The sequence below is a fragment of the Caulobacter sp. FV2ps19 genome (genome assembly GCF_058681035.1).
This window is the reverse complement of sequence record NZ_CM178729.1, coordinates 3,683,272-3,696,275: the sequence shown is the minus strand read 5'-3', so window position 1 is coordinate 3,696,275 and position 13,004 is coordinate 3,683,272. Positions and strand designations below refer to the sequence as shown.

Here is a 13,004-nt window from a genome sequence, read left to right as displayed (position 1 = left end):
GCCTATCCGTTCAAACGCGGTTCATCCGCGACGGCCGATGTTGCTATCAAGGGACAAAGCCGGGGCCGCGCACAAGGCCCCTTGGAGCATGAAATGAAGCGTCTGATTTCGACCGCCTTGGTCCTGTCGCTGCTCGGCGGCGCGGCGGCTGAGGCCGGATCTGCTGGCGCAGTCGCCGCGCAGCAGCAGCAACGTGAGCGCGGAGACCGTGGCGGTGACCGCCAGGGCGGAGGTCAGCCCAACCGTGGACAGCAGGATCGTGGCCAGCCCAGCGGCGATCGCGGTGATCGCGGCGATCGCGGGGACCGTGGCGGTGATCGCGGTGGCCGGCCCGACTGGAACGGCGGCGGCCGTCCCGCGCCTCAGGCCCAGACGCCGTCGCAGCCCGGGCTGCCGCCCCAGGCGCCGCAGGCCCAGCCGCCGCGCCAGCAGGACTGGAACCGTGGTGACCGTGGCGGTCGGCCGGGCGGCAATGGCGGCGACCGGGATCGCGGCAATCAGGGCCGTCCAGACCAGAACCGTCCTGGCCAGGGCGGCCGTCCGGATCAGGGCCGGCCGGATCAAGGTCGTCCTGGCGGCGACCGCAATGACAGCCGCGACTGGAACCGTGGCAATGGCGGCTGGAACGGCGGGCGTGACCACAATGGACGCGGCGACGATCGGGGCCGGCCAGGGCATGGCGGTCAGTACCGCGATCGCGACCACGGTCGTCCGCAGTATGACCAGCGCCGCTATCGTCCCAGCTTCCACGCCTCGCAGCGCTATCGCGTCGGGTCCTATCGCGCGCCGCGCGGCTGGTACGTCAGCCGCTGGTCGTTTGGTGACTACCTGCCGGGCGGCTGGTATTCGAGCCACTACTATCTGGACTGGTATCGCTATGGCCTTCCCCAGCCGCCGATCGGCTGCGAATGGGTCCGGGTGGGCGACGACGCCATCCTCGTCGACGTGTGGTCCGGCCGGGTGCTGAGCGTCTATTACGACCTGTTCTGGTAGGCGGCGATCTGGCCGTCGAAGAGCCCGGGCGGACCTGTCAGGTCGGCCCGGGCTTTTTTGTTTCAAGCGCGGCTCTTGGCCCCGGCGCCGTTCCAAGTTTTTAATTGGCGCGTGTCGGTCGGCGGCCTGGGCAATCGTCCTGGGACTTTGGGGCCAAGGCCCCGTCCCGGTCGCGATCAGGCGTCGCGGTCTTGAAAGGAATGACGATGTTCAAAGCCTCGCCGATGGTCTGGACCGGACGTGGCCTGACCGGTCTCTTCGCCCTCTTCATGCTGGGCGCGTCGATCTATCCGAAGCTGACCGGCATGACGGTGGCGGCCGACACCCTGGTCGCGCTGGGATGGAAGGCCGACAAGGTGCTGATGATCGGGATTCTGGAGCTGGCGTTCCTGGTCCTGTATCTGATCCCGCGCACCGCCGTCTTCGGCGCGATCTTGATGACCGGCCTTCTGGGCGGGGCCATGGCCACCCAGGTGCGGGTGGACAATCCGCTGTTCAGTCATGTGCTTTTTGGCCTCTATCTGGGCCTGGTGATGTGGGGCGGCCTATGGCTGCGGGATGCGCGCTTGCGGCCGCTATTTCCCTGGCGCGACGCCTGAAGCATGGCGGAGGCGGGCCTCTGCGGTTAAAACCTCGCCACAGAGGCTTATCCGTCACGGTGTTGTGTCGTCGTCGCCTTGACGAAACGGCAAAAAAACGCTCAAACGCCCGGCCTTTGTCGCTTCGCTGTTGCGTGGAGCGGCCAATTTGACCAGTCCTTGGAGAATAAACATGCGCGTCTATTATGATCGCGACGCCGACCTCGCCCGCATCTTGGACAAGAAGATCGCGATCGTAGGCTATGGTTCGCAAGGTCACGCGCACGCCCTCAACCTCCGGGACTCGGGCGCCAAGAACGTCGCCGTCGCTCTGCGCGCCGGCTCGCCTACCGCCAAGAAGGCCGAGGGCGAAGGCCTGAAGGTCATGACCGTGGCTGACGCCGCCGCCTGGGCCGACCTGATCATGATCCTGGCGCCCGACGAGCATCAGGCCGCGATCTACAAGACCGACATCGCCCCCAACATCCGTGACGGCGCGGCCCTGCTGTTCGCCCACGGCCTGAACGTCCACTTCGGCCTGATCGAGCCCAAGGACACCATCGACGTCCTGATGGTCGCGCCCAAGGGCCCCGGCCACACCGTGCGCGGCGAATATCAAAAGGGCGGCGGCGTGCCCTGCCTGATCGCGGTGCACCACAACGCCACCGGCAACGCCCACGACCTGGGCCTGGCCTATGCGTCGGCCATCGGCGGCGGCCGCTCGGGCATCATCGAGACCAACTTCCGCGAAGAATGCGAAACCGACCTGTTCGGCGAGCAGGCCGTCCTGTGCGGCGGCACGGTCGAGCTGATCCGCTGCGGCTTCGAAGTGCTGGTCGAAGCCGGCTACGCGCCGGAAATGGCCTATTTCGAGTGCCTGCACGAACTGAAGCTGATCGTCGACCTGATCTATGAAGGCGGCATCGCCAACATGAACTACTCGATCAGCAACACGGCCGAGTACGGCGAATATGTCACCGGTCCGCGCATCGTCACCGCCGAGACCAAGGCCGAGATGAAGCGCGTGCTGGAAGACATCCAGTCGGGCAAGTTCGTCCGCGACTTCATGCTGGAAAACGCCGTCGGCCAACCCTCGTTCAAGGCCACCCGCCGTCGCGCGGGCGAACACCAGATCGAGGAAGTCGGCGCGCGTCTGCGCGGCATGATGCCCTGGATCGCCAAGAACAAGCTGGTGGACGTCACCAAGAACTAGCCGGTCCCTCTCCAGGATCGTTGTCAGAGCCCTCGGCCTCCCCCGGCCGGGGGCTTTTTCATTTTGGGCTTGCGGTTCAGCCGTCGACCTCTAATAATGAACCATATGGTTCAGTGTAATGCCGCCCGCCTTGACGCCGCCTTCGCCGCGCTTTCGGACGCCACCCGTCGGGGCGTTCTGGAGCAGCTTGGGCGCGGCGAGGCCTCGATCACCGATCTCGCCGAGCGGTTCAACATGACCCTCACCGGCATGAAGAAGCACGTCAGCCTGCTGGAGCAGGTGGGGCTGGTGGCGACGGAGAAGATCGGCCGCGTACGGACCTGCCGGCTCTCTCCGGGAGGGCTGGAGGACGAGGCGGCGTGGATCGAGCGATACCGGCGCCGTTGGGATCTTCGCTTCGATGCGCTGGACGAGATCGTCGAGGAATTGAAACAGCAGGAGAGAGCGAATGGACGGAAAGAATAGCACGTTGGTCGAGCGGAAGTCTGACCTGGAACTGGTTGTGACGCGCCTGTTCGACGGCCCGGTGGAGATCGTGTTTGAGGCCTGGCGCCGGCCGGAGCTGTTCCAGCGCTGGTGGGTTCCCAAGTCGCTGGGCGTTCCCCTGCGGGCCTGCGAGATGGATGTGCGTACGGGGGGCGGGTACCGCCTCGAGTTCGGGCTGGACGCCGCCAATTCGATGGCCTTCTTCGGACGGTATATCGAGGTGATACCGCCCTCGCGCATCGTCTGGACCAATGAGGAAAGCGGCGACGCGGGCGCGGTGACGACCGTCACCTTCGAGGATCAGGGCGGCAAGACGCTGCTGGTGCTGTCGGAGCTGTATCCCGACAAGGAAGCCTGCGACGAGGCCATCCAGGGCTCGGCTGCGGGCCTGCCCGAGCAGTTCGGGGAGCTGGACGTGCTGCTGGTCGAGTTGCTCGCCAGCGCCTGAGGCGCGCGAAGCCCTCGGCCCCGCCGAGGGCTTCGTTTCCGGCTTGCGCGACGCTTCGGACCGATGAACAGTCCCCGCCGGCCCGTTTGGGAATGACGAAGGAGACGCCCCATGAACCGCCTGCTCGCCGCCATGATCGCCGGCGCCGCGTTGTCGGCCGCCGCCGCACCGGCCTTCGCCGCCGAGGTCGCCTACACGATCGATCCGTCGCACACCGAGACGACCTTCGTCATCGACCGCTTCGGCTTCACCTCCATCATCGGCATCTTCGCCAAGTCGGAAGGCACGATCTGGCTGGACGAGGCCGCGCCCGAGAAGTCGCGCGTCGAGGCCACCGTCCAGGTCGCCAGCCTGCTCTCGGCCGACACCGCCCGCGACGGTCATCTGACGGGCGAGCGCTGGCTGAACGCCGCCAAGAACCCGACCATGACCTTCAAGTCGACCAGGGTGGAAAAGACCGGACCCGACACCGCCAAGGTGACCGGCGACATGACCATCATGGGCGTAACCCAGCCGGCCACCCTGGACGTCAAGCTGAACAAGATCGGCGCGGCGCCCAACAATCAGAAGAAGCAGGCCGGCTTCACCATCACCGGTTCGATCAGCCGCAAGGCCTTCGGCAGCGCCAACGCCGCCGGCGTGATCGGTGACAACGTCGCCATCCGCATCGAAGCCCTGGCGGTCGCCCAGTAGGCTAGTCCAGAAAGAACACCGGCCCCCAGGCCACCTGGTAGCGGTGCTCCCCTGACGACAGGTGCGGGCGTAGCTGCCAGGTCCCTTTGGGCAGGACGGCAGGCGGCTGACGACCCTCGACATAGGTCATGGTCAGCACCTCGCCGCCGGGTTCGGACACCGAGAACTGGGCGATTGTGGGGGTGGCGCGGGCCAGGGCCGTCGCGATCTGCTCCACCGAGCCCACCCTCAGCGGCGCGGGGCGTTCCAGTCGTGCGGCCACCTCGGCATAGGCGCCCACGGCGATCACGCGCGGCCCCTGGCGCAGCACGCCATAGCCGACATGGGTGAAGCCCGGCGCCAGCAGGTTGGCGCGATGGCCGGGGCTGGTTCGCCACTGGTTCATGATCTGGTCGGGCGTGACGGGCCCAGAGGCGTTGCGGCGCATGGCGATGTTCTCGCCCGGCGCCCCGACCAGGTCGCGGGCCAGCAGGCCCACCCGGCCCGCGGGGGTGAAGCCGTCGGCTGTGGCGTGTTCGAAACGTCCGGTGGCGGCCATGTCGGCGGCGTGAGCGCGGGCGGCCAGGGTCAGGCCGGGATCGGGCCGCAGGACGCCCAGGCCCTGGCGGTCGCGCATCAGGGCGTTGAGATCGGCCAGGGTGTCTTCGAAATCACCGTCGAAGTCGCCGCCGGCGGCGTCCGACAAGCCGGCCCGCAGCCGTCGCTCATAGGCCAGCCAGGGCGCGAGGTTGGCGGCGCGCGCCCCGCCGGCCGCCAGGGCGAAGGGGATGGTCAGCAGGGTTCTTCTGAGAATTCTCGGCATCGTGACTCTGAACAGTGATTGACAGATCCCCCATGGACCAACCTCTAAGGCCCATGCGTCCCGTGCGTTCCATATGGCTGGCCGGCCCTGATGTCTGGCTCCCCGATTCCGCCGCCCAGGCGGCCCGCCAGCGCGCCCATTGCATTGAGGCGGGGTTCGAGGGCCTGACGCCTGAACCTCTGCCTCTGGCGTCAGAGGCGGGCTCGGAACTGGAAGCGCGTGAACTCTACGCCGCGCGGATGGCGCGATTGCGTCAGGCCGACGCCGGCGTGGTCAATCTGACGCCCTGGCGCGGACCCTCGGCCGATCCCGGCGCGGCGTTCGAGACCGGGGTGCTGGCCGGTTTGGGCCGCCCGATCTTCGCCTATCTCAATGTGCCCGACGAGACCCAGGCTGAATATGTCGACCGGGTGGACGCGTTCGTCGGCGCCCAGCGCGACGAGGCGGGCGTCTGGCGCGACGGCGACGGCTGTGTGGTCGAAAACTACGGCCTGCCCGAAACGGTGATGTTGTGGGCCGAGGCCCGGCGGCTGTTCGTGATCGTCACCGCCGATCCGCTGCACGACCTGACGGGTCTGGAGCTGTGTCTCGAGGCGCTGAGGCTCTACGCGGAGTAGGGGGCTACTGGCCCCCTCCTGACCGCTACGCGGTCGTCCTCCCCCGTAGGGGGAAGATGAGGTCCGCGCGTTTTCATCTTCCCCCTACGGGGGAGGAGCGCCGCAGGCGCGGAGGGGGCCAGTCGTCACCACTCCAGCCCTGCCTCACCCCGCAGAATCGCCTCCGCCGCCGCCGCGTGCTGTCCACCCCCTCCCTCTGAGCCCAGGGCGCGGTCGTGCAACACGAGGGCCGGCAACAGCACCAGCGGGGCCTTGCCGGTCTTGATCGCCCGCACGATCACCCGCTTGGCCGGTGCGTCGGCGAAGGGCTGGATCGGCCGGATCCGGAACGAGCCGGCCTTGGGGGCCAGCAGGGCCAGGATGTCGGCCAGACGGTCGGCCCGGTGGATGATCGTGATCGTTCCGCCCTCGCGCACGGCTTTCAGCAGGAAGCCGGTCCAGGCCGCCAGGCCGCCGTCGGCCATCCAGGCGCCGGACTTGGCGGGGGAGGGCGCGCGCAGGGCGCCGGGATCATCGAAAAACGGCGGATTGCTGATCGCCGCGTCGAACACCGGCAGGTCCAGAGCGCGAAAGCCGGCCTCGATGTCGCCGGTGGTGATCGCGACGCGGTCGGACATGTCATTGAGCGCGATGTTTTCCCGCGCCAGGGCGGCGGCCTGGGGATCGCGCTCGACGCCCTCGAATCGGGTCTGCGGGCGCCGCGCCGCCGCGGCCAGCAAGGCGCCGCCGACTCCGCAGCCGGCCTCGACCACCCGCTGACCCGGACCGGCGTCACAGGCGGCCGCCAGCAGCGCCGCGTCCATGCCGGCGCGATATCCGCCGACCCTCTGGCGCAGGCGAATCCGGCCGTTCAGCACCAAATCTTCGGTCACCTGAGTATCGTCCAACGCATCAAGCCTTGTGCTTGCCTTGACCGTGACCTATCCCGCCACCATTGTCCCTCGCAACGGCTGATCCTGTTGGGGGCGGATGCAAGCCCCGGTCGCCTTCAGGCGTGGGTCAAGGAGAGTATGGTCTTGGACGCAGTTGCAGCGACCCTCGCCCGAGAGCCGGGATCGGTGGATCGTCTCGCGCGTCTGGCCGCCGTCGATATGGACGGGGTCAACCGCCTGATCACTGAACGCATGCAGAGCGATGTGCCGGTCATTCCGGCGCTGGCCGAGCATCTGATCGCCGCCGGCGGCAAGCGCCTGCGCCCGCTGCTGACCGTGGCCGCCGCGCGTCTGGCCGGGTCGGACAATGACGCCTGTCTCAAGCTGGCCGCCTCGGTCGAGTTCATTCACACCGCCACCCTGCTGCATGACGACGTGGTCGACGGCAGCCAGCTGCGGCGCGGCAAGGTCGCCGCCCACCTGATCTGGGGCGCGGCGCAGAGCGTTCTGGTCGGCGATTTCCTGTTCGCCCGCGCCTTCGAGCTGATGGTCGAAACCGGCTCGATCAAGGCGCTGGAGATTCTGGCCCGCGCCAGCCGTGTCATCGCCGAGGGCGAAGTGCTGCAACTGACCCGCAGCCACGACCTCAACCTGTCGCAGGCCATCTATCTCGACATCATCGCCGCCAAGACCGCTGAGCTGTTCGCCGCCGCCTCAGAGGCGGGCGGGGTTTCGGCCGGTGTGGACGCGACCAAGTCTGACGCCCTGCGCGCCTATGGCCTGAACCTGGGCCTGGCGTTCCAGCTGGCCGATGACGCTCTCGACTATGGCGGCGTCACCGAGACCCTGGGCAAGAACGCCGGCGACGATTTCCGCGAGGGCAAGGCCACCCTGCCGCTGCTGCTGGCCATCGCCCGGTCGGGTCCGCGCGAGGCCGAATTCTGGGAGCGGGCCATCGGTCGCCGCGAGCAGACCGAGACCGATTTCCGCCGCGCCCGTGAACTGATCATCGGCTCGGGCGCCCTGGACGCCACCCTCGACCTGGCCGCCGACTATGCCGACAAGGCCAAGCTGGCCCTGGCGAGCTTCCCGGACAACGACTGGCGTTCGGCGCTCGAGAGCCTGGCTGATTTCGCGGTCAGTCGCCGGGCATGATCTCGACCCCCGAGAATCCCGGGGGCGACCCCAATATCCGCGCGCATCGCGCCGGCGAGACGGCGGGGAAGATCATTGGCGGCGGCGTGGGCGTTCTGGTCGGGTTTGTCCTGCTGGTGCTTCTGTTTGGGCCGGTGCTGTGGGCGCCGGTCTGGGCGGGGTTGCGGGTGGCGCGATTCGTGTCCGGCCCCTGGCAGCCCTGGGCGGCGGGCCTGGCCGCCTTCACTGGCGCGAGCTTGCTGCTGGCCTGGCTGCTGATCCAGCGCAGTCCGCTTTTGCGTTATCCGATTGTCACCCTTTGCGCGTCGGCCTGGGTGGGCGGGCTGTGGCTGGAATTCAGCTCGCCGCCCCATGACTGGGTGACGACTGCGCCGACCCTGAGTATGCCCAGCCCCTGGACCTGGGCCGTGATGGGCGTGCTGACGGTGATCTATGCGGGCCTCTACATGCTGGCCCTGAACGGAATTGGACGCGGCCAGTGGGCCCGGCGGTGGCAGTTGATCAAGTCGCGCGACTGAGCCCAAGGCGTGAATTCGCCGTAACCTGGCGCGCGCGGCCTCGACAAATGATGCGATCATGGCCACGTCTGGGTCTGGTTTTAGGGTATGGGCGCGATGATCCGACTGATCTTGAACATCCTGTGGTTCATCATGGGCGGCTGGATTTCCGGCCTGCTGTGGCTTTTGGCCGGAGGCCTGCTGGCCATCACCATCGTTGGTCTGCCCTATACGGCCGCGGCGTGGCGCATCGCCGGCTTCGCCTTCTGGCCGTTCGGCAAGGAGATCGTCAGCCGCGAGATCGTCACGGGCAGGCATGACCTAGGCACCGGGCCGCTGGGCTTCGTGCTCAATGTGATCTGGTTCCTGCTGGGCGGCTGGTACGTCGCTCTGAGCCACCTGATGATCGCCTTTGCCGAGGCCATCACGATCATCGGCATCCCCTTCGCCATCAAGGACTTCCAGCTGGCGCTGATCGCCCTGGCCCCGATCGGCCGCGAAGTGGTGGTGGTCCGGCGGTAGGTTTCAGAAGCCGGTGAACAGGCGGTCCAGCGCGCGGCGGATGTCGTCTTCATAGGCGGCGAGATTGGCTGTTTTGCGCTGGAGCAATGTTGCATTGATAGCCGCCAACTGCGGAAGGGACATGACAAGGTCAATCCCGTCGCAGGCCACTTCGACGGTGAGTTTCGTCAGGCCTTCGAACCCGGCCACGTGATAGAGCGGCGCGACGATAACGGTCGGTAGATCACCGGCGTGATGCGATTGCAGGACAATCACGTAAGGCGCGCTGCCTCGACTGCGGATCGATGGGTTCGGGAAAACGTCGAACTGGCGGATCACCACGTTCTTAGATCATCACCAAACACCCCGCGTCGCTCGATGTGTTCGCGGTATGCCTTTAACGCCTCGGCGTTCTCTTCGGCCCAGCGCCGCGCGCGTTCCTCTGCGCCGGCCGGATCGACTTTCTGCAGATGCAGACGAAGCTGGGTTTCGCTCATGCCGGTGATCGAGATGCCCAGCCGCTGGGCCTGGGCCAGCAGTTCCGGGTCTATGCCGATGTCGCGTTCAGGGGCGTCCATGGGACGGGAGATTATCATTCCTCGTCATCCTCCGACAGCGGCACCTCCAGGAAGCCAGCCGGCCATCGAAGGGTTCCTGAGGCAATTTTCTTAAGGTTGCATATTGGTGGCCTGGCGCAATTAAAAGGTGAGTGTCTCAGGTCTTTCGCAAGACGCGAGTCCATGGACCCGGCGTGTCGGCGTGGAACCCTTGCGCCGCCCAGAACGCAACAGCGGCTGATGAGGCTGCGGTGTTGACGGTGAGCAGGCCCACGCTGTCGAATCCCTCGTGGATCAGGGCCGAGGCGAGGGCGGAGCCGACGCCTCGCCTCCGAAAGGCGGGGCGAACATAGAGGGGCTCAAGTCTGCGGGCGGGTTCGTTTGCCAGCGGTTCGATGGCGAGGCCGCCGACACCCGCCAGGGTCCCGGCCAGGAAAGCCGCGAGCAGGGCCTCACCATCGTTCTGAAAGCGCGGGCCTGCCCGCCAGCCTTGAGCCAGCACGGCCATTTCCGGCGCGCCTTCGCCGGAGGCCTCCGCGACGAGGTCGTCGAAGTCCTCCGGCAGGTCGTCAAAGATCCTGACCAGCTGGAGCAAGTCAGGCTCAGCCCGGCGAGATCATCTTCTCCGGCCGCACATACTGGTCGAACTCTTCGTTGGTCAGGTAGCCGCCGCCGACGGCTTCCTCGCGCAGGGTGGTGCCGTTCTTGTGCGCGGTCTTGGCGATCTTGGCGCAGGCGTCGTAGCCCAGCTTGCCGTTCAGGGCCGTGACCAGCATCAGGCTGTTCTCGACGCCCTTCTTGATGTTGTCGATGCGCGGCTCGATGCCGACCACGCAGTTGTCGGTGAAGCTGATCGCGGCGTCGGCCACCAGGCGCACCGATTGCAGGAAGTTGTAGGCCATCACCGGGTTGAAGACGTTCAGCTCGAAATGGCCCTGGCTGTCGGCGAAGGTGATGGTGGCGTGGTTGCCGAACACCTGGGCGCAGACCTGGGTCAGGGCTTCGGACTGGGTCGGATTGACCTTGCCCGGCATGATCGAGGAGCCCGGCTCGTTCTCGGGCAGGGACAGCTCGCCCAGACCGGCGCGCGGGCCCGAGCCCAGGAAGCGGATGTCGTTGGCGATCTTGAACAGCGAGGCGGCCACGGTGTTGATGGCGCCGTGGGTGAAGACCATGGCGTCGTGGGCCGCCAGGGCCTCGAACTTGTTGGGGGCGGTGGTGAAGGGCAGGCCGGTGACGCCGGCGATCTTTTCAGCGACCAGCTCCGCAAAACCGACGGGGGCGTTCAGACCGGTGCCGACGGCGGTGCCGCCCTGGGCCAGTTGCATCAGCATCGGCAGGGTCATCTCGAGGCGGGCGATGCCGTTCTCGATCTGCTGGGCATAGCCGCCGAACTCCTGGCCCAGGGTCAGGGGCGTGGCGTCCTGGGTATGGGTGCGGCCGATCTTGATGATGTCTTTCCACTCGGCGGCCTTGGCGGCGAGGGCCGTGTGCAGGTGCTTGAGGGCCGGGATCAGGTCGTGGACCACCTGCTCGGCGCAGGCGATGTGCATGGCCGTCGGGAAGGTGTCGTTCGACGACTGGCTCATATTGACGTGGTCGTTGGGGTGGACGGGCTTCTTGGAGCCCATCTCGCCGCCCAGCATCTCGATGGCGCGGTTGGAGATCACCTCATTGGCGTTCATGTTCGACTGGGTGCCCGACCCGGTCTGCCAGACCACCAGCGGGAAGTGATCGTTCAGCTTGCCGTCGATCACTTCATTGGCGGCGGCGATGATCGTTTCGGCGATCTTGGGGTCCAGCTTGCCCAGGGCCAGATTGGCCTCGGCGGCGGCGCGCTTGACGATGCCCAGGGCGCGCACGATCGGCAGAGGCTGCTTTTCCCAGCCGATCTTGAAGTTGCCGAGGCTGCGCTGGGCCTGAGCGCCCCAATACTTGTCGGCTTCGACGGCGATCGGGCCAAAGGTGTCGGTCTCGGTGCGCGTGGCGGTCATGCGGCAGGATCCTTAAGGCGTGATGGCGCGGTCTAACCCTCACGGCCGCGGTTCGCAACGGCATGGTGCGGCGCAATGCGGTTGGATATACCCAACTGACGCAAGGAGGAGCGCCATGCTCGTCGCTACGACCAATGATCTGCCCGGCTATCGGGTCGTGTCCCACGTCGGCCTCGTCCGTGGGATCAACGAGGTGCTGGCTTACGGCGCGGCCGTCAAGGTCGAGCGCCTCTAGCCCATGAGCCCGCACATCGCTCTCTTACGCGGCGTCAATGTCGGCGGCCGCAAGGTGCTCAAGGAGGATCTGCTGGGCCTGGCCAGGGACATGGGCTTTGATCAAGCCAAGACCCTGCTGGCGAGCGGCAACCTGGTGCTGTGGGGCGCGTCCGAGGGCGGCGCGGCGCTGGAGCAGCGCCTGGAGGACGGCCTGGAAAAGCGCATGGGTCTGCGCACCGACTTCATGGTGCGTTCGCCGGCCGAGCTGAAGGCGGTCATCGCCGCCAATCCGTTCCACGACCAGGCGATCACGCGGCCCAACCACCTGCTGGTCAATTTCCTCAAAGAACCGATCGCCGACGATGCGGTCGCGATTCTGCGTGCGGCCATCACGGGTCGAGAGGAGTTTCACGCTGACGGGCGCGAGCTCTATATCGACTTCAAGGACGGCATCGGCGAGTCGATGCTGGATCGCGACTGGAAGAAGACCAAGCGCTATCCCACCGGTACGACCCGCAATTGGAACACGGTTCAAAAGCTGGCCCAGATGGTCGGCCAATGATCCCGGAGAAGGGGAGCCTTGACCTGGACGGCGCTGACTGGACCCACCACGGCAAGGTTCGCGCCCGCGAGGGCGCCGGCGAGCTGACCCTGGTGGTCGACGGCCTGACCACCCAGGGCAAGTACTACAAGCCGTTGATCTACGAGTTCTTCCGCAAGGTCTGGCGCGGTTCCCGCCCGGCCTGGGGCGAGTTCGAGGTCGACATCTTCATGGACTATGTCGGCGAGCCGCCGTGGATGGATCTGGATAACCTGGCCAAGGCCTTGCTCGACTCGATCAAGGGTTACGCCTTTCACGACGACGCCCAGGTCGGCCGGCTGCTGGTGGAGCGCCGGCCGGGGGATCGCGAGCGGATCATCATCCTCGTGCGAAAGCGCGCGTCAGGCCTTTTGAGACGGACGCTCGAAGACTGACGCCGCCAGGGCGGTGAACAGCACCGCCAGGAAGGCGCCGTAGCGACCGACGCTGACGGGATCGGCGAATGGCATCAGGTTCTCGAACTGGCCGATCACCAGCGCGCTGCCGATCAGCCCCGGCGTGATGAAGGCCAGCATCGGCAACATCCGCTTGCCGCGCCGAATGTGACGAAGTCGCGCGGTGATGTGAAAGACGAACGTTCCGAACGCCGCCGCCAGAAAGGCGTTGATGGCGTAGAACCAGAAGGTGCTTTCCAGCACCGCCCCGCCGAACGCCGCATAGAACAAGGTCGCGGCGAGCCAGGCCCCCAAGCCCGCGCCGCCAAACACCAAACCGTCCTGTTTTGACACGTCATCCCCTCCCAAGGCTTTCCCAGGAGGCAGCGGTGCAATTTCAGCGCCGT

The 13,004-nt window shown here is 66.8% G+C and carries 19 protein-coding genes; 12 read left to right on the top strand and 7 right to left on the bottom strand.

The features are described from left to right. The first annotated feature begins 93 nt into the window (after nt 1-93). From ACW18B_RS17580 to ACW18B_RS17555, 6 genes are all read left to right on the top strand, one after another. Nucleotides 94-993 (top strand): RcnB family protein, encoded by a 900-nt coding sequence (locus ACW18B_RS17580; protein WP_492048303.1) that lies wholly within the window; start codon nt 94-96, stop codon nt 991-993. A 206-nt stretch (nt 994-1,199) separates the two neighbouring features. After that, nucleotides 1,200-1,592, top strand: coding sequence for a DoxX family protein (locus ACW18B_RS17575; protein ID WP_492048302.1), 393 nt, complete (start codon nt 1,200-1,202; stop codon nt 1,590-1,592). 172 nt (nt 1,593-1,764) lie between these two features. Further along, nucleotides 1,765-2,784: a ketol-acid reductoisomerase gene (ilvC, locus tag ACW18B_RS17570; protein ID WP_492048301.1), complete on the top strand. Its 1,020-nt coding sequence runs from the start codon at nt 1,765-1,767 to the stop codon at nt 2,782-2,784. Between the two features lie 105 nt (nt 2,785-2,889). After that, nucleotides 2,890-3,249 (top strand): ArsR/SmtB family transcription factor, encoded by a 360-nt coding sequence (locus ACW18B_RS17565; RefSeq protein ID WP_492051770.1) that lies wholly within the window; start codon nt 2,890-2,892, stop codon nt 3,247-3,249. Then, nucleotides 3,233-3,718 (top strand): SRPBCC family protein, encoded by a 486-nt coding sequence (locus ACW18B_RS17560; protein ID WP_492048300.1) that lies wholly within the window; start codon nt 3,233-3,235, stop codon nt 3,716-3,718. The genes ACW18B_RS17565 and ACW18B_RS17560 overlap by 17 nt, the downstream gene beginning before the upstream one ends. 111 nt (nt 3,719-3,829) lie before the next feature. Next, the gene (locus ACW18B_RS17555) at nt 3,830-4,411 is read left to right on the top strand and encodes a YceI family protein (RefSeq protein ID WP_492048299.1); all 582 of its coding nucleotides are present in this window, start codon (nt 3,830-3,832) and stop codon (nt 4,409-4,411) included. A 1-nt stretch (nt 4,412) separates the two neighbouring features. On the opposite strand, the gene ACW18B_RS17550 is transcribed toward ACW18B_RS17555, so the two are convergent. Then, nucleotides 4,413-5,213 (bottom strand): CAP domain-containing protein, encoded by an 801-nt coding sequence (locus ACW18B_RS17550; RefSeq protein ID WP_492048298.1) that lies wholly within the window; start codon nt 5,211-5,213, stop codon nt 4,413-4,415. Between the two features lie 53 nt (nt 5,214-5,266). Between ACW18B_RS17550 and ACW18B_RS17545 the strand changes: the two genes are divergently transcribed. Beyond that, complete coding sequence (locus ACW18B_RS17545; RefSeq protein WP_492048297.1) at nt 5,267-5,830, top strand: nucleoside 2-deoxyribosyltransferase; 564 nt, start codon at nt 5,267-5,269, stop codon at nt 5,828-5,830. 125 nt (nt 5,831-5,955) lie between these two features. Here the strand turns inward: ACW18B_RS17545 and ACW18B_RS17540 are convergent, their stop codons facing one another. Then, a complete protein-coding gene (locus ACW18B_RS17540; RefSeq protein WP_492048296.1) occupies nt 5,956-6,717 on the bottom strand; it encodes a tRNA1(Val) (adenine(37)-N6)-methyltransferase in 762 nt (253 codons plus the stop codon). A gap of 129 nt (nt 6,718-6,846) precedes the next feature. On the opposite strand from ACW18B_RS17540, the gene ACW18B_RS17535 reads away from it, so the two are divergent. From ACW18B_RS17535 to ACW18B_RS17525, 3 genes are all read left to right on the top strand, one after another. After that, a complete protein-coding gene (locus tag ACW18B_RS17535) occupies nt 6,847-7,857 on the top strand; it encodes a polyprenyl synthetase family protein (protein ID WP_492048295.1) in 1,011 nt (336 codons plus the stop codon). Beyond that, nucleotides 7,854-8,375 carry a hypothetical protein gene (locus ACW18B_RS17530; RefSeq protein WP_492048294.1) on the top strand — a complete coding sequence of 174 codons (522 nt, stop codon included), beginning with the start codon at nt 7,854-7,856 and terminating at the stop codon, nt 8,373-8,375. Before ACW18B_RS17535 ends, ACW18B_RS17530 begins: the two co-directional genes overlap by 4 nt. A gap of 96 nt (nt 8,376-8,471) precedes the next feature. After that, on the top strand, nt 8,472-8,876 hold the full coding sequence (locus ACW18B_RS17525) for a YccF domain-containing protein (RefSeq protein ID WP_492048293.1): 405 nt from the start codon (nt 8,472-8,474) through the stop codon (nt 8,874-8,876). 3 nt (nt 8,877-8,879) lie between these two features. Here ACW18B_RS17525 and ACW18B_RS17520 read toward each other — a convergent pair whose 3' ends face one another. The 4 genes from ACW18B_RS17520 to fumC form a co-directional block, all read right to left on the bottom strand. Then, entirely contained in the window at nt 8,880-9,194 is a 315-nt protein-coding gene (locus ACW18B_RS17520) for a CcdB family protein (protein WP_492048292.1), read from the bottom strand. Then, entirely contained in the window at nt 9,191-9,433 is a 243-nt protein-coding gene (locus ACW18B_RS17515; RefSeq protein WP_492048291.1) for a type II toxin-antitoxin system CcdA family antitoxin, read from the bottom strand. The genes ACW18B_RS17520 and ACW18B_RS17515 overlap by 4 nt, the downstream gene beginning before the upstream one ends. Nucleotides 9,434-9,569: 136 nt before the next feature. Further along, nucleotides 9,570-10,007: a GNAT family N-acetyltransferase gene (locus ACW18B_RS17510; RefSeq protein WP_492048290.1), complete on the bottom strand. Its 438-nt coding sequence runs from the start codon at nt 10,005-10,007 to the stop codon at nt 9,570-9,572. 7 nt (nt 10,008-10,014) lie between these two features. Further along, the gene (gene fumC, locus ACW18B_RS17505) at nt 10,015-11,406 is read right to left on the bottom strand and encodes a class II fumarate hydratase (protein WP_492048289.1); all 1,392 of its coding nucleotides are present in this window, start codon (nt 11,404-11,406) and stop codon (nt 10,015-10,017) included. A 238-nt stretch (nt 11,407-11,644) separates the two neighbouring features. On the opposite strand from fumC, the gene ACW18B_RS17500 reads away from it, so the two are divergent. After that, nucleotides 11,645-12,184 (top strand): DUF1697 domain-containing protein, encoded by a 540-nt coding sequence (locus tag ACW18B_RS17500; RefSeq protein WP_492048288.1) that lies wholly within the window; start codon nt 11,645-11,647, stop codon nt 12,182-12,184. After that, nucleotides 12,181-12,597, top strand: coding sequence for a RusA family crossover junction endodeoxyribonuclease (locus tag ACW18B_RS17495; protein WP_492048287.1), 417 nt, complete (start codon nt 12,181-12,183; stop codon nt 12,595-12,597). Before ACW18B_RS17500 ends, ACW18B_RS17495 begins: the two co-directional genes overlap by 4 nt. On the opposite strand, the gene ACW18B_RS17490 is transcribed toward ACW18B_RS17495, so the two are convergent. Beyond that, nucleotides 12,565-12,951: a hypothetical protein gene (locus ACW18B_RS17490; protein WP_492048286.1), complete on the bottom strand. Its 387-nt coding sequence runs from the start codon at nt 12,949-12,951 to the stop codon at nt 12,565-12,567. The two genes, ACW18B_RS17495 and ACW18B_RS17490, sit on opposite strands and share 33 nt — an antisense overlap. Nucleotides 12,952-13,004 lie beyond the last annotated feature (53 nt).